This window comes from Parasphingorhabdus marina DSM 22363 (assembly GCF_900128895.1).
Taxonomy (GTDB): Bacteria; Pseudomonadota; Alphaproteobacteria; order Sphingomonadales; family Sphingomonadaceae; genus Parasphingorhabdus; species Parasphingorhabdus marina.
This window is the reverse complement of sequence record NZ_FSQW01000002.1, coordinates 357,627-379,029: the sequence shown is the minus strand read 5'-3', so window position 1 is coordinate 379,029 and position 21,403 is coordinate 357,627. Positions and strand designations below refer to the sequence as shown.

The following is a 21,403-nucleotide window of genomic DNA, read 5'->3' as shown; positions in this document are numbered from 1 at the left end:
GTTTTTATGCGTTTGATTTTCATGGGAACCCCGGATTTTGCGGTTCCTGCCCTCAAGGCCCTGCATGCCGCAGGTCATGATATAGTGGCGGTCTACTCGCAACCCCCTCGCCCGGCGGGTCGCGGGAAAAAGCTCATGCCTTCCGCGGTGCAACAGACGGCCGAGGAGCTCGGCCTCAAGGTGCGAACACCTGTGTCCCTGAAAACCGCGGAAGCGCAGAAAGACTTTGCCGCGCTAAACGCAGATGCCGCCATTGTTGCGGCCTATGGTCTCATCCTCCCGCAGGCCATTCTGGATGCCCCTGCGCGCGGCTGTCTCAACATTCACGGCTCTTTGCTCCCTCGATGGCGGGGTGCCGCGCCGGTCCAGCGGGCCATTTTGGCCGGAGACAAAGAAACCGGCATCACCATCATGCAAATGGAAGCCGGATTGGACACCGGGCCGATGCTTCTGAAATCCTCGACTTCCACGAGCGGCAAAACGGCAGGTGAGTTGACCGAAGAACTCGCCGAAATCGGAGCCGAACTGATGGTTCGCTATTTGCAGCAACCGAACGATTTTCCTCCGGAGGCACAGGATGACGCACAGGCAACCTATGCCAGCAAGATCAGCAAGGAAGAAGCCCGGCTCGATTTTAATCAGACGGCCGCGCAGGTCGAACGCCAGATCCGAGCGTTCAATCCGATGCCGGGGGCGTTTTTCGAACATGATGGATCCCGCTATCGCATACACGCCGCCGAAATCGTCGACACAGACGGAGCGCCTGGCACGGTCATCGATCACCGCCTGTTGATCGGTTGCGGTAAGGGCGCCATCCGTCCGGTGATAATCCAGAAAGCGGGCCGACCCAAAATGCCCTTGGCCGACTTCCTCAACGGGATCACCATCGCATCGGGCACCGGGTTGCAGTGACCCGCTTCGCCATCACTCTCGAATATGATGGCCGGCCCTTCATGGGCTGGCAGCATCAGGACCATGGACCGAGCGTACAGCAATCGGTTGAACGGGCGATCAAGACCATTACCCGGCAGGATATCCGTGTCTTTGCGGCCGGGCGCACCGATGCGGGAGTCCACGCTCTGGGCATGCGGGCACATTTTGATCTGGAAACACGGCTGACCCCATTCCGGCTAATGGAAGGGTTGAACGCGGGGTTACGGCCTGATCCGGTAGCCGTTCTCACCTGCGATGAGGTGGATGAGGAATGGCATGCGCGGTTTTCCTGCATCGGGCGACGCTATGTCTACAAGATTATCAATCGGCGGGCGCCGTTGACTCTCGACAAGGGACAGGCCTGGCGAGTGGTGCGACCGCTGGACGTCACCGCCATGCATCAGGCAGCACAATGCCTGGTCGGCCAGCATGATTTCACCACTTTCCGATCAACCCAATGTCAGGCGCAAAGCCCGGTGAAAACTCTGGACAGTATTTCGGTCAGCCGCTTTGGCGAAGAAATCGAAGTTGAGGTGGCCGCCCGGTCTTTCCTCCACCATCAGGTAAGGTCCATGGTCGGGAGCCTCGCCCTTGTCGGCGAAGGCAAATGGACTGCCCAGGATCTTCAAGATGCACTGGAAGCCAGGGATCGGAAGGCGCTGGGGCACAACGCGCCGCCCGACGGACTTTACTTTGTCGAAGCCTTTTACCCGCCTTCAGAGACTGAATAGTTTTTTCAGCGACCGGTCCAGCATCAGCAATTGCCACAAAAGCCGGCTGTTGTCCGAGCGTCCGGCAATGTGATCTTCTGCAGCTTTTGACAGCGACTTACTGTCAAACCAGCCCATCCGGCCAAGTGCCCCGGCAGAAGCAATATTGCGCGCCTCGTCTGCCAGCGGTCCGCGAAACCACTGGGCGAGCGGTGTGACAAAACCCATTTTCGGCCGATACAGAATGTCCTGCGGCAAATAGCGTTCCATCGACTTTTTCAGCAGATATTTCCCGGTCCCGCCGCGCACCCGGTATTTGACCGGCAATTTCGCGGCAAATTCCATCAGGCGATAGTCCAGCAGCGGTTCCCGCGCCTCGAGGCTGACGGCCATGCTGGTCCGGTCTGTCTTGGTCAGAATATCTCCGGGCAACCACATTTTCATGTCGGCATATTGCGCCTGATCCAGACCATTGCGTGCCGGTGCCGCTTCCATCAGGCTGATCATGCGTTCCTCGCCCTGATATCCGTCCAGATGGCGTTGCATCTCATCCGAGTAGATGGCCCAGCGGCCTTGCGGCGTGGTGACGCCGACGGCCTCCGAATAGCCTTCCGCGCCCGACCGGGACAGCGACAGCAGGGTCGCCTTCGCCCGCAAGGGACGCGGTGCCCAGTCGGCTTTAGGCCACATCCGCCCCAGCCAGCCCAGTGCCGGCCCGCGAAAAGATTGTGGCAACAGGGCACGCACGCGCTCTTCGGCATTGTGAAAGACATGCCGCCGGTAACCGGCAAAGGCCTCGTCTGCCCCATCTCCTGACAGGGCAACAGTCACCTTTTCCCGCGCGAGCTCGCAAACCCGATAGGTGGGCAAGGCGGAACCATCAGCGAAAGGTTCGTCGAAATGGTCCGCCAGAACGTCGATCAGGCCGAAGTCATCTGCCGCGACGACACGGCTGCGGTGGTCGGTCTGAAATCGCTCGGCAATCACTTGGGCATAGGCCGTCTCGTCCAGCGAGGCCTGGTCAAATCCGATTGTGCAGGTCTTGACAGGATGGCGCGTCTGTTCGGCCATCAGCGCCACCACCGCGCTACTGTCTACGCCGCCCGACAAAAATGCGCCCAGCGGCACATCCGAAATCATCCGCGAGCCAACCGCCTCTTGCATCAGCGCGAGCAATTCCTCCTCGAGATCAGAGGCGGAAGCCTTGCTCCGCTGGCTAAAGTCCAGATCCCAATAGCGGACGGGATCCGGTTCCGGTTTGCCGTGCCGGAGCAACAGATAGCTTCCGGCAGGCAGTTTCTTCACACCCTTGAGCAGCGATGTCTGGTCGGGCACATAGCCGAAGGCGAGATAGTCATCGACCGCCCGAATTTCCGGCTCACGGCGCAACAGCGGATTGGCGAGCAAGGCCTTCAGTTCGGAACCGAACAGGACACTTCCGTCTGATACCGGCGCGTAAAATAGAGGTTTTACGCCCAGGCGATCACGAGCGAGAAACATCGTCCGGTCACGCTGGTCATAGATTGCAAAGGCAAACATGCCATTGAGCCGCTTGAGACAGTCCGGCCCCCATTGCCGCCATGCGTAGAGGATGACTTCGGTGTCGCAAGTGGTGGCAAAGACATGACCCAATGCTTCCAGTTCGCTGCGCACTTCGCGAAAATTGTAGATCATGCCGTTGAAACTGATGATCTGGGCTTCATCCGCGGTCATCATCGGCTGCTGGCCGCCATCCGGGTCGATGATCGCGAGTCTGCGGTGGCCCAGCCCCACGCCCGGCGCTGTCCAGATGCCGCTGCTGTCGGGTCCGCGGTGAACCAGACTGTCGGTCATCTTGCGCAGCCGCACCGGATCGACCGGCTTGGCCGTTTCCAGGTGAAATATTCCGGCAATGCCACACATAGCGATGCGCCCTAGCGCAGACCGGCCAGTTCGTCAGCCAGTTTGTCAATCGGACCCAGCGCCTTGGTGAAATCGATCATCTTCTGGCGCGGCCCCTCTTCGCTGTCGCGCTCCGCTGAGACAAGAAACGCTACCGCGTGCTGGCTACCGCCAAGCAGCCGCAACTTCAGTGTTTCCAGCTTCACTGCGGACCCGCTACCGGTCAGCTTTTCCCCGATACGATAATAGGACAGAACATCCCGAACCACCGGACCCGGCGCCACGATCTGCTCCGCACGGGCTTGGGCTACATCCGGCAAGTTTCGGCTCCATGCCCATTCCGTATCCGGATCAAAGGCACCCTGCCCATAGCCGACAATCTCCCGGCCATCCTCCTGACTGGCAAAAACGGCTATCGCGAGATCGACCGTCTGACCATCACTGAGCCGGCGATAGCTGCCAAGCAGCTGATGATCTGCGCCATCAAAACGGGGCTTCCAATCATAAGTCGGCTCATAGGCGACAACCTCCCAGCCTGGAATTTCGGGCAACGCGATACGTTCCGGAAGTGCTGATGTCTGGGCAGATGTTGCCGAAAGCCAGGCAACCGGCGCAAGGGCGATCAAGGCCGTCGCCAGCACGGTTCGAGAGACGGAAAAGCGTGATTGCCGCGCACCGCTGCGTTCGAGGACGTCACCGTCAATCAGGGCATCATCGATCTTGCGATCAAAAAAGGGCCAGCCAATGGCCATCACCAGCACCAGCACGAACGCAAAAAAGAACCACCCATAAAATATGTGGTCGAAACCGGTGGCAAAATCCGTTGAGGTATGATGCGCGATATAAATGGTCCCAAAAGCGCGAATCCCGTTGGCAATGATGGGAACCGTGAGGGCCATCAACATGAACAGCGCGCGCCGCCGCCAGCTCCGGAAACAGATATTGCTGACCAGCGCCCCATAGGCGATCATCGCGATCAGGAATTTCACACCGGAGCACGCCTCTGCCACTTCGAAATAACCGGTGGGCGTGGAGATGAACACACCATCAATAAATGCCGGAATATTGGCCCAGGCCAGGAACAGCATCGACATGTCAGCCGTAATCGTCTGCAACAAGGGAACGAATTCCTCGCCGAACGGGACGAGGAAGAAGCTGTAAAACAGGACGAACAGCAGGCCTTTCGCCACTTTTTGGCCCAATAGCGCGACAACCGTTCCCTGCAGCATCATCACCAGACCCAGATGCCGCGCCAGTGATACACCGGCGGCCTCTCCCAACAGCCAGGCGATCGACCCCAGAGCAATCCAGGCGAGGCCGGGAAGCCAGACATGCGGCGTGGTTTTCTGCAATTCCGGCCAGCGCTGGTGGACTTGCCAGGCCAGTATCGGAAGGATCAGCAGACAGTGGTTATAAGTGGAGATATTCCACCATGTCACCACCATGTCTCTGGCATCCCGCCAGAACAGACCGAGTATTACAAGCACTGCCACGCCAAGCATCCTGAGATGCGGCTGCCACAGCTGGCTTCGTTCCGAACCTTGCGGCTGTCCGGAAGCAACAGGCATGACGGCACCGGTCATTCAGCAGCCTCCATGACGGGTTCTTTTTTGAATCCGCATAGTTCCGGAAGGCACGACAACTGATCTGCCCAGCGATATTCCTTCCGGACCAGTGTGGCGGCGGCAGAGCCCAGCTGGTCGGCAAGAACCGGAGCAGTCAGCAACCGGATTGTCATTGCGGCCTCTTCTTCCGGCGAGCCCGCGACCAACAGGTGCTGGCCGTTTTTCGCCTCAATACCCTGCGCCGCATCTTGCGACGCCACGACTGCCTTCCCCATCGCCATGGCTTCCAGTACCTTGTTCTGGATACCGCGTGCTATGCGGAGCGGAGCAACAACACAATCGGCCGCTTTCAGCCAGGAGCGGATATCATCCACTTCGCCGATGACCCTGGTCCCGTTTAGTCCGTCCAGGTCGCACACATCTTTGGTCGGTGCGCGTCCGACAATCATGAATTTAGCCGCCGGATGCGACTGACATATCCCGGGCATGGCCTCATGACAAAAGGATGACACCGCTTCCACATTGGGTGGATAGTCCATCTGCCCGGTAAACAGGATCATCGGTGCGCCCGGTTCTTGCCTTACGGGATCAACATTCGCGGGATCGTAGAAATCCAGGTCAATCCCGTTGCCCATCGCCCGTATCTTGCCGGACGTAATTCCGGATCGGTTCCGAAACAGCGTCGCTTCTGCGTCGCTGACAAACAGCGCATGATCCACGCGATGAGCGATATTCTTCTCAAATGCCGCAAGCAAGCGCCCTTCGCGCCGGTGAACCCACCGCATCGGTCCACTGCCGCTATTGGCGTAACTCTCGAACTTCGCACTGTCGACATCGACAAAGTCCATCACCGTGCGACCGGCATAACTGTCCGGAATATATTGGGCCATTTGACCGGAGAACACAAAGATGCAGCTGATGTCCCGCTCTGCAATGGTGCGTTCAACGAATTCCCTGATGCCGGGACTTTCGAATGCGGTCAGCGATACCGGTTTGCCGCTGGCCAGAGCCTTGATTCCGTTCAGCCACATCGGCGTCGTTTGATCCGCAATCTCGCTTGAAGCCAGTCGCAGTCCGACCTCTTCAGCCGACTGCACAGTGTCATTTTCATCGGCAAAACAGGCCAGATGGACGGGAGCCATGTCGACAAGGGCCCGCAAGACATGAAAGGAGCGGATCTTGTCTCCCCGATTGGGTGGCCAGGGAACCCGGTGGCACAGGAACAGGATTTCCGACATCAGCCGAGACCCCGGGCGATGACCGGACCCAGACGATTGGCAACAGAAAGCGGCAGCTTTTGCCAAAGGGCAACTTGCAACCGATATCGTGGACTCATCGGGTTGACGTCCCGCGCTTCTTCTCCGTCAGCCGTCCGTACCGCGTAGGACAGCGGCTCCGGCTCAAATCCCCAGTTCTTCTTGAATGACCATGCCCCCGTTCCGCGTTTTGAGCGGCCAAAGTCAAACTTCCGACAGCCTTTTTCGCGCGCGTGGTTCATCAGCGCGAAGTACATGACATCATTCGCTCGTGACCGCCGCGCATCCCAGGTACCGCCGCCCCAATAGGGCATGACCGTTCCCTGGTGATAAAGGCTCAATACGCTGGCAACGGGCGCTTCACCTTCCAGCACCGTGAGGATATCGGCATCCGCGCCAAAGCGATCCAGAACGGTATCAAAAAGCGCTCTCGGAAAAACAGGCGTTCCCAAATTGCGGACGCTTTCGGCGTAAACAGCGTAGTGATTGCATCGCTCTCGCTCGTCGGTTCCGATCTCGACAGTCAGACCGTTTTTCAGACCCTTACGAATTTCTGCTCGTTGCTTGCGCGGGATGGCAAGCAACTGTGCGTCCTCATTATCTGCCAGGTCACAGACAAAGCCTGAATAAACATCATCTTTGACCTGCCATTGCGAATCGGGCGCTGGTCCACCGCGCAATTCGACGCTGGGAAAGCTATGGCGTTGGGCAAAGCTCCAGGCCTGATCGGCAAGCATTTCACGGGCCTGCCCATTGTGACTCAATATGCCTCCGCCGACCGCGAAACCGGAGGAGACCAGTGCCCGGCCAAAGAGGGGGGAATGGATGAGGTGCAGGGGCAACAGGCCCTGTAACTCCCCCTGCCCGTCTTCCGCCAACAGATAGCACCATTCATGGCGACAAGCTTCCGCCACCGCCAAAACCCATGCGGGACAATGAAATGGCGAACCATCCGCATGTTCTGCCACAAAGGCTTCGATCCGGTTCAGTTCTTCCGGATTCTCCTTCTGCAAAATACGGCAATTCAGGGATCCAGGCGAGAAAGGCGCATTCATCGCATCATCTCCGCCTCGAGACTGGCCAGTTCATCTACCCGGCCCCATCGATAGTCCTTTGCCACGCGCAGCAATTTGGCGTGCATGACATTCAGGCGGGAATAATGCCGCAGTTTTGATTTCAGCGGTGCATTGTCCACGCGCGGCTGGTCCGGATCAATTTCCCACGGATGAAAATAGAAAATGGCTCCGCGCCCGTCGTCCCGGTGCATTCTGCCAATCGCCCATTGATACAATGCGTAAGGCAGCAAACGGAAAAAGCCCCCGCCGCCAGCAGCCAGCACACGCCCGCCTGCGGCTACGGTCGTGACCGGCAATTCTATGAGATCCGAACCCGCAACCGGCTTCCATGCAAATCGCGGCGATCCCGTCCAGCCATAGTGGTCATGGTGAACAGGCGCGACACTGGAGCTGTACCTATAGCCCTGTTCCGCCAATATCTCATGTGCCCATGGCGTGCGCTGGTCGATGGAAAAGCTGGGGGCACGGTAACCGCTTACTTTTTGCCCGGAACTGTCCTCCAGAAGCTTGCGGGATTTTTCCAGGTCATCGCGAAATTGCTGCGGCGTCAGGTTGAACACACGCTTGTGGTCATAGCCGTGACTGGCAACCTCGTGGCCCGCCGCGACAATGCGCTGCATCAGCGCGGGATAGCGCTCAGCAACCCAACCGAGGATGAAAAAAGTTGCCGGAATTTCGGTTTCGGCGAAGAGTTCCAGCACGGCATCGGTGTTGCGCTCGACCCGGTGGTCGAGACCATCCCAATCGGCGCGATCGATCACCGATTCAAAGGCACCAACCTGGAACCAGTCCTCGATATCGACCGACATTGCATTCAGCAAAGCCGGAGTTGTGCCGGCAGTCGCCAAAGAGTCAGGCTGCGCGTCCTGTATTGACATGGCTTTCCTTGCTCCGGACATCGCTTTCGACCCAATCCACAAGCATCGTCAAGATACGCTGCAGATTTTCTTCCTGACTGTCGATCCGAGATTCAAGTTGCGCGATCCGCTCAGCCAGAGCCTGGACTTCGGCCGTGTCTGCAGATGGAGCAGTTTCGGCGGTTTCTGCAGACGCCTCGACCTGCGCAACAGACGGTTCAGATGGCTCAACTTTTTCCTGAGCCTGCGGAACCGTTTCCGCAGGTTCGGTGGCAACCGACCGGAGCGAAACAACTTCATGCTCCTCAATTTTTGCTTCGGGCTGGCTCGTTTCCTGAGGTGCCGAGGCCAATGGCGGCAGCTCCGGTTCGACAGCTTTTGCCGGTTTTTCCATCAATGGGCTCTTTGGCGGCTCTGCGGCGATTTCCTCTTCCGGAACACCGCCGGCGATTTCCACTTCTTCGCCGTTCAGATCAGCCAGAACGCGGCCGACCAGAGTCTGGTCGATCAATTCGGCCTGTTCGACCGAACCCATCAGCAGGACCCGGCTCATCAGCGTATTGATCTTGCGTGGCACACCGCCCGTTTCACTGTACAGCAGGCGAAATACATCAGAGGTTATCTTCGGCCGTCCGGTCCACCCGCTTTTTGACAAACGATGGGTGATGTAAGGCTCGATTTCTTCCTTTTCCATCGGTTCCAGATGATGGTGCGCGATCACGCGCTGACGGAGCTGTTCAAGACGATCCGACTGTTGCAGATTGTCCCGGAACTCGGGCTGGCCGAGCAGGAAAATCTGCAGCAGCGCCTGTCCGCCAAGCTGAAAATTTGACAGCATGCGCAGCTCTTCCAGTGCATCTGTCTGGAGATTCTGGGACTCGTCCACGATCAGCAGACAGCGCCGTCCGGCTCTCGCCTCACTGTGAAGAAATTCTTCAAACGCGCTCAAAAGCTGAGCCTTGTCCATCCCGTCAGTTTCGATATGGAAATTCGTTGCGGCAATCCGGACGATATCCCGGCTGTCGAGCTTTGTGGTGACGATGTTCGCTGCTGTCAGGCGCGATTCGTCGATCGTCGCCATCAGGTGGCCGACCAGGGTCGTCTTGCCGGCACCGACATCACCAGTGATGACAATAAAGCCCTCTCCTTGTGCCAAGCCATATCCGAGATAGGACAACGCCTTGCGATGGGTCACGCTTTCAAAATAATAATGCGGATCCGGCGTCAGCTGAAAGGGCCGACTTCTCAGTCCATAGAAACTCTCATACATCCGTGGCTCTCCCACCAGTCCGAAAATATTTGTTGTCAGAAGTCATAACGCAGTCCCAGCAACGCCGATGCGGTCAGCTCGCTCTCGAAGCCATCCTGATGGAAACTGTCGAGACCGACGGCTGCCGTGCCCTGCAGTCCTGGCAGGAACTGATAATAATAGGCTGCGTTGGTGCCGAGGCCGAGGACTTCACCCGCTCCGGGAAAGCCGCTGTCGAGCAAATTCGCATAAACATTGGCATCGAAGCTCGAACGCGCGTTGATATCCTTGCCGATGAAGAAATTGGCATAGTAATTCTCATCAACCAGACCATCGATATTGGCCAGTCCGCCTGTCTGCGCCGCGAAGAAACGGCGTCGCGTATATCCGACGCCAATTCCGGTGCTCCAGCCCGCACGCGCGTATGTCAGCTGCCCGTTCACACCGCGTGCGCGGAAAGACGAGGATGCTGCCGATTGCAGGGCATCGTTGAAGCAGAAACTGCTGGTCTGTCCAAACGCACAGCCGTTAAATTCTCCGCTCAACGGGTTGCGATTGCTGATGAAGCTGGTTCCGAGATTGGAAAGATTGTCGTTGAGCAATCCGCCAAAGCCGGAAACGGTGTCATACACCGCTATGCCAAGCGACGTATTTTCGTTGGGCTGATATCCCAGGCTACCATAATAGGTGGTGCTGCCATAACGGCGTCCCACCCGGGCTTCCAGCGATGTCCGGCGACTGGGGCGCCAAAGAACACCGGCATCCCAGATAATGCCGTCCTGATCATAGGCGAGCAGGCGCGGTGAAGCCGGATCGGTGACCACGCGTCCGTCATTGCCAATGACCGGGTCACCGTTGACGTCACGCAACGCATCGCGTTCGGAAATCTCGATATCTTCATATCCGACACCGCCCACCAGTGCGAGCGTTGGAGAAACCGGTACAGTCACATCCGCCCGCACATATTTTTCTTCGAACCGCTGATCGAGCTGATCCGCGTCTTCGCGTTCATATCCGCCGCTGACGGTCCAGCCTACCGGAAGCGGTCCGGGGCGCATGCCAATGCTCGCATTGGCCGAATGGGTGACACTGTCGTCAAAAACGTCGATCGCCGGCTGTCCGGGCGCGAGAACAATCGCATCGTCTGCCTCGACCTTGGTATATCCGACACGGTAATTGGCCGTCACATCCAGCGCACCGACATTTGTCGCAAGCGAGGGACCGGCATAAACCGAATAGGCCTGTGTCAGGTTGTCAAAATCCCCCACTGTATTGGAAGGCGCTTCGCCCCGGATATCGACCCGGCTGCGCGTCGCGATCCCGCCAGCTTCGAGAGACAGAGCGTTGGGCACGACCTGGACACTGCCGCGGGCCAGTCCGCTCAGGATATCGTCATCGCCAATATTGTCCTGGTAAAAGAAGCGTCGCTCGTAACGCAGACTGACCTGAGCTTCGGCCTGACGGGTCTGCAATGACGTATCGATACCGGCGGCGACCGACGTATAGGTCAGCACATCTGTACCATTGTTGAGATCGGCAACCAGAACCTGCTGAACTTCCAGATAGGGTGCGACATCCACATTCCTGTCGCGTGCCTGAGCCGGGGCCAGAGCCACCAGCAGCATTGGGGGAACGAGCGCTCCAAACTGCCATATATTCATATGGTTACGCTTGGCCATGGTTACTCTCCATATCCATAATAAGATCCGAACCGTCTTCCGGTCGGTGAAAATTTGGTGCCATTGAGCAGCAGCTGGATGTGATCGCAGCCGGCCAGCAGGCTTAGCGCGTCACGCAGCGCGGTTTCGATTGTCTCGTCTGCCTTCACAATCATCAGCACTTGCCCGACATGGGTAGCCAGCACCGAAGCCGGCGATGCCGAAAGAGCGGGCGGCGAATCGAAAATCACAATCCGGTGCGGGTTGTGGCGGGTCAGGCGATCCAGAACCTGGGCCGTGCGTGAAGAGGCCAGATACTCGGTATCTTCGTTGGTCTGGTCTCCCGCCGGCAATATGGCGAGTCCCGGAATATCTGTGTGGATGATGCAGTTTTCTACCGCCAATTCGGGATCGGCCAGCGCATCCATCAGACCCTTGCTGCCTTCCAGTCCCAGGCTGGACAGGATACTGGGTTTGGCAAAGTCGGCGTCTACCAGCAGGACTTCATTGTCTTTTTCTGCCGCAATCGACAGGGCCAGATTCAGCGCACAGAATGTTTTGCCCTCGTCCGGATGCGCGGAACAGATCAAAATCCGCTCTCCATGCGGAAGCGCTCCATGACGCGAACTGCCTTTGGCAGCCAACAGCAACTGGCGCTTGATGATCCGGAATTCTTCGGAAATGCCGGTAACCGGTCCGTCTGGCACGATAAAACCTGCCTGGCGCAACTTGTCGCGGTCGACGATCACGGTGGGCCCGTCATGCGGCTTACGGACAACCGGCACAGCCTGTTCTGGCGCAGCTGTTTCGGGTGGCAAAATCTCCGGTGCAGGGCTCGCGGGCGGAGCGGCACTGGATGGCATATAGTCATAGACCTGAGCGGCCCGTTCCAAAAGGCTTCCGGATTTGCTGAGAGGCTTGTACTTGTTCATATCTTGTCCTCAGGCCACCATTCCGCGCTGTACAAATTCGACGACCATCAGCAGCGCGAACACACCGAAAAGCGCGCCACCCGTTCCATAGAAAAGCCGCATTTTCTTTTTGCGCAGGATCCGCTGCGAGCTGGTCAGAATTTGCGAAACAGACCCGATCACGGGCAATCCGCTGGCTTTTTCCAGCTTGGCCGCGGTAGGATAGCTGGTTTGCAATTGTCCCATGGCAAAAGCCGATCCAATGCCGCCGCCAATGCCGACAAACAGCACCAGCGCAAGCAGCAGCGGCCGATTGGGCGCTGCTGGCGATCTCGGGCTGGATGGCGGGTCGATGACCCGGAATTTCACAGAGTCAGTCTCCGTTTCCACCTGACCGCGCAGCTTGATTTGCTCCCGGTCGGCGAGCAATTTGTCATACTGGTCCTTGAGCACGTCATAATCGCGATTGATGCGTGCCATTTCGGCCGCAACACCGGGTTCTAGCGTTTGTTTGGAAGCCAGTTGTGCCATGTCGGCCTGCAATGCATTTTTGCGGGCCTGAAGCGCCGCCACCGATGCCTGTCGTTCGGCGCGCATGCTCTGCAGCGAGCTATAGGCCGGGTTGGGTGTGCGGAAACCACCGCCTCCGGAACGTCCGGCACCCTGGGCTTGCAGCGCAGCAATTTCCTTTTTCAGAGCAATGATATCGGGATGACTGTCGGTCCAGCCTCGCGCCCGGGCAGAAGCCAGCCTGCCCTGCGCCTGAGACAGCGCACTGCCACCGCCTGCACCGCCGAAACCCGGAGTTGCTATTGTCGGTGGCGTACCGGCCAGCTGGCCATTCAAGGCCGCAAGTGAGGCCGATGCCTGGGCGAGCTGAGAATCAATCTGACCCAGTTCGGCCCGGGCGGCTTCCATACGCTGGCTGATAGACCCCACGCCGGGCAGCAATCCGAGATTCTCGGTTTCAAACGCCACGCGTTTCTGCTCGGCTTCCTGCAGATCCTTTTCCCGTTCGGCCAGCTGCGCATCAAGAAATTTCAGCGTCTGGCTGGTTTCATCGCGATCACCAGACAGATTTTCCTCGACGAAGATGTCGATCATTTTCTGGACGATCTCGCGGGAGAGTTTAGCGTTTTCCGCATCCGACAGATTGCTGGCGGAGGATTTCGCGGTGATCTCAAACAGATTGTCCTTTTCGGACTTGATCTCGATATTCTTGCGCAGCATTTCGACCTTGCCGGCCAGTTCCCGGTCGCTGGCAACTGTCAGGTTGAGGTCCGTACCGCGGACGACCTTTTCCAGATTGATCGTCGACGCCAGGGTTTCCTGTACACGTTCCATGTTCTTTTTGCGCTCACGGGTTTCGATACCGACCTTTTCGGTCAGGATCGATTGCATCTCGACAAACACCCGCGCCGTCGATTCGTAACTGTTCGGAATAAGCGCAACGACCAGCCAGCCCAGCAGGCAAATGCCCCAGGCCACGGCCAGCGCCATCCAGCGCCGGTTCCAGACGCTGTGCACTGCTATTCTGATTTCGTCATAAAGACCGTTCATTGATCAGGATGATCCTTTGAATTGGAGATGCGGATAATCAGAACATGCTTTCCGGAATGATGATGACGTCACCGGGACGCAGCATGACATTTGCCTTGGTTTCTCCGCGCTTCAGCAGATCCCCGATCCGCAATGCATATTCCTGCTGCTGACCGGTACCGCGATTGAAGCGCACCAGGCGGGCACGATTACCCGAGGCAAATTCGGAAAGACCGCCAACCGCAATCATCGCGTCCAGCAGGGTCATGTTCGCGCGATAGGGGATCGATGCCGGCTTCTCCGTCGCCCCGACGACGCGGATCTGCTGCGAGAATGTCCCCGAGAAATTATTGACGATGACCGACACAATCGGCTCGTTGATATATTGAGACAGCTGCAGCTTCAGATCTTCGGCGAGCATGGCTGGCGTCTTGCCGACGGCGGGCATGTCCGTAATCAGCGGCGTGGTGATCCGGCCATCCGGACGCACCTGCACCTTCGCGCCCAGTTCGGGATTGCGCCAGACAAAGATTGTCAGTTCGTCTAGTGGCCCGATGACATATTCCTCGCCGGGTCCTTCCTGCATCGACACGAAGGATGCCGGGGGCAACTGGGCACCGGAAGAATTGCCGGCGCAACCGCTGACGGTCAGCGACACCAGAGCAGTTCCCAACAGATACTTCAGAAAAAGCTCTTTTTTCAGTGCTATACTCATCTTCAATACCTCGCGTTCAGTCTGCGAGGCGCCGCCTTTTTCCATTGGGAATGGCCACACCACACAAAGTCTCGCGAAAGCTATGCTGGAAAATAGTGAAGATAGCGTTAGGATTAGCCGGTTGAGATTATCTTTACCTTTTCGGCGAGGTCGGCCTCTGACCAGCGATCATCCGACCAAAATCTCTGCCGCAGGTCCCTGCCCCAGGAAATTGGCCGGGCTGGCCGTAGCGCCATAGGCTCCGGCACAGAATATTGCGACAATATCTCCGACTTCCGCTCTGGGCATCTCGGCATTGTCGCTCAATCGATCCAGTGGCGTGCACAGGCATCCAACAATTGACACCGTTTCCTCAGGTTTATCGTCAAACTTACTGGCTATCGCTGCCGGATAATTGCGTTTTACCACGGTCCCGAAATTGCCGCTCGCGGCCAATTGGTGATGCAATCCGCCATCGGTGACCAGAAACGTCTCGCCGCGGCTGACCTTGCGGTCGATGACCCGGGTCAGATAAACACCTGCCTCCCCTACCAGATATCGACCCAGCTCTATCGCAAATCGGGTGTTTTTCAGAATATCAGGAAGATTCGAGAGCCGTTCGCCCAATGCCGCCCCTATTTTGGTGATATCCAGAGGCTCGTCGCCCGGGAAATAGGGGATCCCGAATCCTCCGCCCAGATTGACATGTTCCGGCGCCGCACCGGCTTCTTCAGCAAGCCGGCCCGCCAGCTCCAGGGTCTGTATCTGGGTCTCGATTATTGCATCCGCTTTCAAGGCCTGAGATCCGGCAAATATGTGGAAACCTCGCCACTTGGCTCCTGCTTTTAAGATCTTTTCCATCTCACCGGCGACCAGTTCGATGTCCATTCCGAACTGTTTGGCGCCGCCGCCCATTTTCATGCCGGACCCTTTCAGGTCAAAGTCGGGATTGACGCGAATGGCCAGCACCGGAGCCACCCCGCATTCCGATCCAATGCGCAACGCCCGATCGCATTCCGTCGGCGATTCCAGGTTGATGGTGACACCCGCTTCGATGGCGGCACGCAATTCTTCATCGCGTTTTCCCGGACCAGCGAAACTGATATGTCGGGCACCGGCTGCCAGCGCCATCACCAACTCCCCACCAGATGCGATATCTATCCCGTCTGCAGCCGAAACCATGTGCTTTAGCAGCGGCGCGAACGGATTGGCCTTCATCGCATAATGGATATCAAGCTGCTCGGGCATCGCTTGTTTCAGCTCCGCCATGCGCTGATCCAGCAAGGACCGGGAATAGACGAATACCGGCGAGCCATGTTGATCAACGATTTGCGAAGCCTTTATGCCACCAACTGACAATTCGCCATCAAGGGAGGTATATCCGTCAGGAATCGGGCCGACTGGCTTGATTTTCGTCATGCAAACGACCCTTCTTTCAAGGCATTACGGTCCAGTTTCCCGTTCGGATTCTTGGGAAATTCTTTCAGCCAGACAATATCGCGCGGTTGCATAAAATTCGGTAAATTCCGTTTCAACCAGGTTTCAAGATCATGGGTATCACCGGCACCATCCTCATTGCGTCCCCGGACAAACAGCATGATGGCATGCCCCAGGCGATCGTCGGGAACGCCCAGCGCCACGGCTTCGGCAACCAGGCCGGAAGCCAGCGCCGCTTCCTCAATTTCCGACGGGCTGATGCGATTGCCACTGCTTTTGATCATGCTGTCGGTTCGGCCAACGAAATACAGCAGGCCATCGCTGCCGCGCTTGACGGTATCGCCGGACCACACGGCCATTCCGCCGTAGCGAGATCCGGCTGGAGCCGACTTGTATCGCTCCGCAGTGCGTTCCGGATCCTGCCAGTATCCCTGCCCGACAAGCGGCCCCGCATGGACAAGCTCTCCCTCCTTGTCAGGTCCGGCAATCTCGCCTTGTTCATCGATCACCATGATCTCGGCATGCGGAATGGCTCGGCCCATGCTCGCCGGATTGGCATCAATCAATTGCGGATCAAGATAGGTGGACCGAAACGCTTCTGTCAGTCCGTACATTGCATAAATATCTGTTTTGGAACCAAATATTTCACGCAACTGCCGGACCAACACTGGCGTCAAGGCGCCACCGCTATTGGTCAGGCGACGCATCGAATCGATGGCTTCTTCCGGCCATTCCTGCTCAACCAGTTGCACCCAGAGCGGCGGAACAGCAGCCAGTGTCGTGATTTCCTCCCGGATGCAGGCCTTGATGACATCCCGCGGAGTGAGATAATCCAGCGGAACAGCACATCCACCCGCCATCCAGGTGGAAAGCAGCTGGTTCTGGCCGTAGTCAAAGCTGAGCGGAAGCACGCAAAGCGTGCGATCATCGGCCTCGAGCTTCAGATATTCGGCGACGCTCACCGCCCCGATGCTGAGATTGGCGTGGCTCAGCATGACCCCTTTCGGACGGCCGGTTGATCCGCTGGTGTAAAGCAGGGCCGCAAGCCTGTCGGTATCAAAATCGGTACCATTGGGAGGAAGCGGATCTGAAATTTCCTTCGCTGCCAGCTCCAGATCCTTGTCACTGATAACAGTACAATCTGTTGCGTTCGGCAGCTCTCCCAACGATTTGACGCGTGGTGTGTTGGTAATGATCAACCGGGCTCCGCTGTCCCCGATTATGTGTCCAACCTGTCCAGGTTTCAGCAAGGCATTGACCGGGACATGGATCATTTCTGCCCGGGTTACCGCAAGCGGCAACAGACAGGCCAGTTCTGTCTTTGGCAACCAGCTCGCTACCCGATCCCCCTTATCCAGATCCTGCTGCTCCAGCCACTTGGCGATCTGGCCCACACGATGATTTAACATCTTGTAGCTAAGGCTGCCCGCACGCGTCGTCAGTGCCGCCGATTCCGGATCGCCTGCGACGGCAAGCCGATCGAGAGCAAAGGCGGGGTTATCAGATTGAGGTTTCAACTGTCTGAGCCTATGGGGAAAAGAGCAAATTTGTGACAAGCACGACGATAACAATGAACAGTGAATATCACGACAATTTTCAGTCGGCGCAAGCAGTTGCTGGCAAAAAGCTGGACCGGGCGGTACAGAAATCCCTGTTTGATCGTCTGAACTGGGTGCGCAACCTGCACAAATACTGCGTTTCCGACCATCAGCCCGTCATCTTTCGCAGTTCCGAGGGTGAAGCGGAAGCGTGGATGTATCTCATGAAAACAGGCATCGGCAAATACGAGGGCCTTGCCAACTGGTACAATTTCACCTTTCGCCCCGTTTTCACCGGCGATTTTGATGAAGTCACCAAACTGGCTCTGCTGGCGGCCATTGCCAAAGAAGCCCGGGGTTCTGCCCACAAAATCACGCTTTCTCCCATGCCGGAAGAGGACCAGTCCACCAGCCTGACCCAGAGAGCATTCGAACAGGCCGGCTGGATCGCGTTCCGATCCAAGGCGGACGACAATCACGTCCTGGCGGTCAAGGGGCGGACATTTGACAGCTATTGGGCCGAACGACCCGGACAGCTGCGCAATACCGTCCGTCGCAAGGCCAAAAAGAATCTGGTGTCAACACGTATCGAAAACCAGTTCACCGAAGAGCACTGGAAAGACTATCTCCACGTATATGCCAATAGCTGGAAACCCGAGGAAGGCAGCCCGGAATTCCTGAAAACCCTGGCCAAACAGGAGTCCGATGCTGGCTGTCTGCGTCTGGGGCTGGCCTATATTGAAGGGCAGCCAGTGGCGGCACAATTGTGGACCGTTGAAAATGGCGAAGCGCTGATCCACAAGCTCGCCCATCTCGAAGATGCGACAAAATCCTCACCCGGAACATTGCTGACCGCCGCGATGTTTCAGCATGTTATCGATGTCGATCATGTGGATCTGGTAGACTTCGGAACCGGCAATGATCCTTACAAGCGGGACTGGATGGATACCGTGCGGACCAGATATCGGCTCGAAATGTACTGGCCCAACAATCCAATGGCCTGGTTTCCCATTTTGAAGCAATATCTCTCGGGCCTTGTCCGACGGCGCACTTCGCATTAGGGAAGCGCGATTGACCGGGAATCGGGGGTTGTTGATGTCGGAAAATGTGGATCTGTCACCGGAAGCTGCGGTCCGTTCCGTCATGCGGGAAATTCTCGGACTCAGCGAAGAACAGGTCAACGGCTTTACAGCGGAAACCGAGCTTTTCGGAGCCTTGCCGGAACTGGACAGCATGGCTGTTGCCGGTCTGCTGACCGAACTGGAAGACATGCTTGACATCATGATCGAGGATGACGAGGTCGATGGCGAGCTGTTCGAGACATTTGGCAATCTCGTCGCCTTCGCGGAAATGAAGGTCGCTGAGTGATCTCTACACTCGAATTTTCGAGTTTCCCATTTCGTGATCACGAAGAATTTTGCCTGATTGCTGGTGCAAGTTGCGAACAGCAGCTGCTGTTGATCCCGCCACTTTTTGACGAAATGAACCGCATGCGGCAGGTTCTGGTGGACGTCATGAGAAGGCTGGAAAAGCAGGGAATTGGAAGCGTTTTTCCTGACTTGCCCGGATCCAACGAAAGCGTTGTTCCAAGTGATCAGGCGAGCCTGTCCATGTGGCAGGAAGCACTTGTTCGCTGTCTGGAAACGTTTGACAATCTCGGTTACGTGGCCGGTGTCCGGGGCGGCTGCCTGATCGATGCTGTTGGTCCGGACTTGCCCCACTGGCGCCTGACACCAGTCGACGGGCAACGGTTGCTCCGAACCATGATGCGCACACGCGTCGCGTCAGACAAGGAAGCGGGCGTAACCATGACAATATCAGACCTGACCGAACAGGCTGCCCACGAGACACTGAACCTCGCAGGAAATGCGATCAATCCCGGTATGTTCGCGGAACTGCAGGCCGCAACGCCAGACACTCTGAAGACTGTGCGGCAGATCCGTCTGAATTCTGATCCCAAGGAGGCAGATGACAAGATCGACGGATCGGCGTTGTGGCTTCGGGCAGAACCCGAGTCCGATCCCGCACTGGCAGAAGCCATTTCGCAAGATATCAGCGAATGGATCCGGTCATGAGCCGATCCATGCACCAGATTACCTGCGGTGACAGCGATCTGGCAGCCACGCTAGACTCGGCACCCGGAACCACCGGCTTGCTGATCGTCAGCGGAGGCAATGAAATCCGCTCCGGTGCACATGGTGGCATGGCGGAACTTGCAAGGAAGATTGCGGAAAACGGCTTCCCTGTTCTGCGTTTTGATCGGCGAGGAATCGGAGACAGCTCGGGTCCCAATGCGGGGTTTGCCGGATCCCGGGACGATATAGCCGCTGCGGCCGACTTCTTGTGCCAGAAATGCCCCCGGGTCCAGAAGCTTGCCGGTTTTGGAAATTGTGACGCGTCGACGGCATTGGCGCTGTTTCAGGCGGAACTTGGCCTAGACGGCCTGTGTATCGCCAATCCCTGGACAATCGAGCAAACCGGTCAGGAACCGGATGCCCCCTCGCCTCCATCAGCAGCCGCTATTCGGGCGCGTTATTGGCAGAGACTGAAGAATCCCGGAACCTATGCGGATCTCTTGAGGGGCCGGATCAATCTGGCAAAACTGTTCAGCGGATTGAAAAAGGCGGCCAAGAAAGAGGAGATTACGCCACTCGCGCTGGATCTTGGCGAGGCTCTGGCAAATCTCGAAATTCCCTGTGAATTGCTGATTGCAGAGAAAGATACGACCGCCAGGGCCTTCATGGCCTGCTGGGAAAGCGCCCGCTATGCACGTGTCACGGACAAATCCAATCTTGCGCTGCACAGTTTTGATACAGCTTCACATGGATTTGCCGACAAGGAGTCCAAAGCCTGGCTGGAAAAGCGGCTGCTGGAGTTTCTGTCAAAGCTATAGACTCCTGAACTTCTATTCTGCCGCCATTAACGCAAATTCTTCTTCCGCCAGGAAGCGTTCGGCGTCAAGAGCTGCCATGCATCCTGTCCCGGCAGCCGTGACAGCCTGCCGATAGACATGATCCATCACGTCGCCGCACGCGAACAACCCGGGAATCTCGGTTTTTGGCGTTCCCGGTTCAACCGCGATGTAACCGCCATCGATCAGGTCCAGATGATCCTTGAACACTTCCGTTGCCGGCGCATGACCGATCGCGACAAAAGCGCCATCAGCCGCCAGATGCGATTTTTCTCCCGTCTGGGTGTCAACCAGGTCCACACCGACCAGCCCTTCCGGATCACCGCCACCAACGAACTTCTCAACGGTCTTGTTCCACATCACGCTGATTTTCGGGTTGGAGAGCAACCGGTCCTGCAGGATTTTCTCGGCCCGAAGGCTGTCGCGTCGATGGATCAGTGTGACATCGTCGCTATGGTTGGTCATGTACAAGGCTTCTTCAACAGCCGTATTGCCGCCACCAATGACGACAACTTTCTTGCCGCGGTAGAAAAAACCATCGCAGGTTGCACAGGCAGAGACTCCCTTGCCACCCAGCTCTTCTTCACCGGGTACACCGAGCCATTTCGCCTGCGCACCGGTTGCTATGACCAGCGTATCGCCCTCATATATGTCTCCACCATCGCCAATCAGGCGAAACGGGCGTTTCGAAAAGTCTACATCCACAATCGTGTCAAAGATCGTCCGCGTTCCCACCTTTTCTGCCTGCGCCTGCATTTCTTCCATCAGCCAGGGACCCTGGATCACATCGCGATATCCGGGATAGTTTTCCACATCTGTGGTGATGGTCAGCTGTCCACCGGGCTGCAGTCCCTGCACAACGATCGGTTCCAGACCGGCACGAGCGCCATAAATGGCAGCGGAGAGACCGGCCGGGCCGGATCCCATGATCAACATTTTTGTGCGATGTGTTTCAGCCATGTGCTTTTCCGATCTGTTCCAAAACGAATCTGTCTCTTGCCAGAGAGCTATCACATAAGGGGTCTGGCAACAGCCAACAAGGACCTGATCACGCAAGAATTGTTTTGTGCAACAAAAGCTGAATTACTGGTAGCGGAGGAGGGACTCGAACCCCCGACACATGGATTATGATTCCACTGCTCTAACCACCTGAGCTACTCCGCCACAGTCTCCGGAAGCAATGAAGGT

Annotated in this window: 19 protein-coding genes and 1 tRNA gene; 6 read left to right on the top strand and 14 right to left on the bottom strand. The window is 57.3% G+C overall.

The annotated features are described in order from the left end of the window. Positions 1-6 precede the first annotated feature (6 nt). Together fmt and truA are read left to right on the top strand one after the other, a co-directional pair. The gene (gene fmt, locus BUQ90_RS11465) at positions 7-912 is read left to right on the top strand and encodes a methionyl-tRNA formyltransferase (RefSeq protein ID WP_074205333.1); all 906 of its coding nucleotides are present in this window, start codon (positions 7-9) and stop codon (positions 910-912) included. After that, complete coding sequence (truA, locus tag BUQ90_RS11460; protein ID WP_074205332.1) at positions 909-1,664, top strand: tRNA pseudouridine(38-40) synthase TruA; 756 nt, start codon at positions 909-911, stop codon at positions 1,662-1,664. The genes fmt and truA overlap by 4 nt, the downstream gene beginning before the upstream one ends. On the opposite strand, the gene BUQ90_RS11455 is transcribed toward truA, so the two are convergent. The 12 genes from BUQ90_RS11455 to BUQ90_RS11400 form a co-directional block, all read right to left on the bottom strand. Beyond that, positions 1,650-3,545, bottom strand: a complete 1,896-nt coding sequence (locus tag BUQ90_RS11455) for an XrtA/PEP-CTERM system amidotransferase (protein WP_074205331.1) — start codon at positions 3,543-3,545, stop codon at positions 1,650-1,652. The genes truA and BUQ90_RS11455 overlap by 15 nt on opposite strands. An 11-nt stretch (positions 3,546-3,556) precedes the next feature. Continuing rightward, entirely contained in the window at positions 3,557-5,107 is a 1,551-nt protein-coding gene (xrtA, locus tag BUQ90_RS11450) for an exosortase A (protein WP_084192679.1), read from the bottom strand. Then, a complete protein-coding gene (locus BUQ90_RS11445) occupies positions 5,104-6,327 on the bottom strand; it encodes a TIGR03087 family PEP-CTERM/XrtA system glycosyltransferase (protein WP_074205330.1) in 1,224 nt (407 codons plus the stop codon). The genes xrtA and BUQ90_RS11445 overlap by 4 nt, the downstream gene beginning before the upstream one ends. Beyond that, complete coding sequence (locus BUQ90_RS11440; RefSeq protein ID WP_074205329.1) at positions 6,327-7,400, bottom strand: FemAB family XrtA/PEP-CTERM system-associated protein; 1,074 nt, start codon at positions 7,398-7,400, stop codon at positions 6,327-6,329. Before BUQ90_RS11440 ends, BUQ90_RS11445 begins: the two co-directional genes overlap by 1 nt. Next, on the bottom strand, positions 7,397-8,230 hold the full coding sequence (locus BUQ90_RS11435; RefSeq protein WP_420812024.1) for an XrtA system polysaccharide deacetylase: 834 nt from the start codon (positions 8,228-8,230) through the stop codon (positions 7,397-7,399). Before BUQ90_RS11435 ends, BUQ90_RS11440 begins: the two co-directional genes overlap by 4 nt. A 43-nt stretch (positions 8,231-8,273) precedes the next feature. Then, positions 8,274-9,548, bottom strand: a complete 1,275-nt coding sequence (locus tag BUQ90_RS11430; RefSeq protein ID WP_074205328.1) for an XrtA/PEP-CTERM system-associated ATPase — start codon at positions 9,546-9,548, stop codon at positions 8,274-8,276. A gap of 35 nt (positions 9,549-9,583) precedes the next feature. Then, positions 9,584-11,206 (bottom strand): porin family protein, encoded by a 1,623-nt coding sequence (locus BUQ90_RS11425; RefSeq protein ID WP_084192678.1) that lies wholly within the window; start codon positions 11,204-11,206, stop codon positions 9,584-9,586. Between the two features lie 2 nt (positions 11,207-11,208). After that, entirely contained in the window at positions 11,209-12,117 is a 909-nt protein-coding gene (locus BUQ90_RS11420) for an AAA family ATPase (protein WP_074205327.1), read from the bottom strand. A gap of 9 nt (positions 12,118-12,126) precedes the next feature. Further along, positions 12,127-13,656, bottom strand: coding sequence for an XrtA system polysaccharide chain length determinant (locus tag BUQ90_RS11415; RefSeq protein ID WP_074205326.1), 1,530 nt, complete (start codon positions 13,654-13,656; stop codon positions 12,127-12,129). A gap of 37 nt (positions 13,657-13,693) precedes the next feature. After that, a complete protein-coding gene (locus tag BUQ90_RS11410) occupies positions 13,694-14,350 on the bottom strand; it encodes an XrtA/PEP-CTERM system exopolysaccharide export protein (RefSeq protein ID WP_074206380.1) in 657 nt (218 codons plus the stop codon). A gap of 168 nt (positions 14,351-14,518) precedes the next feature. Then, entirely contained in the window at positions 14,519-15,739 is a 1,221-nt protein-coding gene (locus tag BUQ90_RS11405; protein WP_074206379.1) for a pyridoxal-dependent decarboxylase, exosortase A system-associated, read from the bottom strand. A 5-nt stretch (positions 15,740-15,744) separates the two neighbouring features. Beyond that, complete coding sequence (locus tag BUQ90_RS11400) at positions 15,745-17,283, bottom strand: acyl-CoA ligase (AMP-forming), exosortase A system-associated (protein ID WP_074205325.1); 1,539 nt, start codon at positions 17,281-17,283, stop codon at positions 15,745-15,747. 32 nt (positions 17,284-17,315) lie between these two features. Between BUQ90_RS11400 and BUQ90_RS11395 the strand changes: the two genes are divergently transcribed. From BUQ90_RS11395 to BUQ90_RS11380, 4 genes are read left to right on the top strand one after another with little or no spacing between them, the layout of a single operon-like run. Continuing rightward, positions 17,316-18,365: a GNAT family N-acetyltransferase gene (locus tag BUQ90_RS11395; protein ID WP_159437092.1), complete on the top strand. Its 1,050-nt coding sequence runs from the start codon at positions 17,316-17,318 to the stop codon at positions 18,363-18,365. A 34-nt stretch (positions 18,366-18,399) separates the two neighbouring features. Further along, entirely contained in the window at positions 18,400-18,672 is a 273-nt protein-coding gene (locus BUQ90_RS11390) for an acyl carrier protein (protein ID WP_074205323.1), read from the top strand. Then, positions 18,669-19,379 carry an alpha/beta hydrolase family protein gene (locus BUQ90_RS11385; protein WP_084192677.1) on the top strand — a complete coding sequence of 237 codons (711 nt, stop codon included), beginning with the start codon at positions 18,669-18,671 and terminating at the stop codon, positions 19,377-19,379. Before BUQ90_RS11390 ends, BUQ90_RS11385 begins: the two co-directional genes overlap by 4 nt. Beyond that, positions 19,376-20,197 carry a hydrolase 1, exosortase A system-associated gene (locus tag BUQ90_RS11380; RefSeq protein WP_074206377.1) on the top strand — a complete coding sequence of 274 codons (822 nt, stop codon included), beginning with the start codon at positions 19,376-19,378 and terminating at the stop codon, positions 20,195-20,197. The genes BUQ90_RS11385 and BUQ90_RS11380 overlap by 4 nt, the downstream gene beginning before the upstream one ends. A 12-nt stretch (positions 20,198-20,209) precedes the next feature. On the opposite strand, the gene trxB is transcribed toward BUQ90_RS11380, so the two are convergent. Beyond that, a complete protein-coding gene (gene trxB, locus BUQ90_RS11375; RefSeq protein ID WP_074205322.1) occupies positions 20,210-21,175 on the bottom strand; it encodes a thioredoxin-disulfide reductase in 966 nt (321 codons plus the stop codon). A 127-nt stretch (positions 21,176-21,302) separates the two neighbouring features. Beyond that, a tRNA-Met gene (locus BUQ90_RS11370) sits at positions 21,303-21,379 on the bottom strand. Positions 21,380-21,403 lie beyond the last annotated feature (24 nt).

Coding starts and splice junctions, on each gene's coding strand:
- fmt (WP_074205333.1), top strand. CDS start 7: ATGCGTTTGATTTTCATGGGAACCCCGGATTTTGCGGTTCCTGCCCTC.
- BUQ90_RS11455 (WP_074205331.1), bottom strand. CDS start 3,545: ATGTGTGGCATTGCCGGAATATTTCACCTGGAAACGGCCAAGCCGGTC.
- xrtA (WP_084192679.1), bottom strand. CDS start 5,107: ATGACCGGTGCCGTCATGCCTGTTGCTTCCGGACAGCCGCAAGGTTCG.
- BUQ90_RS11445 (WP_074205330.1), bottom strand. CDS start 6,327: ATGTCGGAAATCCTGTTCCTGTGCCACCGGGTTCCCTGGCCACCCAAT.
- BUQ90_RS11440 (WP_074205329.1), bottom strand. CDS start 7,400: ATGAATGCGCCTTTCTCGCCTGGATCCCTGAATTGCCGTATTTTGCAG.
- BUQ90_RS11435 (WP_420812024.1), bottom strand. CDS start 8,230: ATGTCGGTCGATATCGAGGACTGGTTCCAGGTTGGTGCCTTTGAATCG.
- BUQ90_RS11430 (WP_074205328.1), bottom strand. CDS start 9,548: ATGTATGAGAGTTTCTATGGACTGAGAAGTCGGCCCTTTCAGCTGACG.
- BUQ90_RS11425 (WP_084192678.1), bottom strand. CDS start 11,206: ATGGCCAAGCGTAACCATATGAATATATGGCAGTTTGGAGCGCTCGTT.
- BUQ90_RS11420 (WP_074205327.1), bottom strand. CDS start 12,117: ATGAACAAGTACAAGCCTCTCAGCAAATCCGGAAGCCTTTTGGAACGG.
- BUQ90_RS11415 (WP_074205326.1), bottom strand. CDS start 13,656: ATGAACGGTCTTTATGACGAAATCAGAATAGCAGTGCACAGCGTCTGG.
- BUQ90_RS11410 (WP_074206380.1), bottom strand. CDS start 14,350: ATGAGTATAGCACTGAAAAAAGAGCTTTTTCTGAAGTATCTGTTGGGA.
- BUQ90_RS11390 (WP_074205323.1), top strand. CDS start 18,400: ATGTCGGAAAATGTGGATCTGTCACCGGAAGCTGCGGTCCGTTCCGTC.
- BUQ90_RS11380 (WP_074206377.1), top strand. CDS start 19,376: ATGAGCCGATCCATGCACCAGATTACCTGCGGTGACAGCGATCTGGCA.
- trxB (WP_074205322.1), bottom strand. CDS start 21,175: ATGGCTGAAACACATCGCACAAAAATGTTGATCATGGGATCCGGCCCG.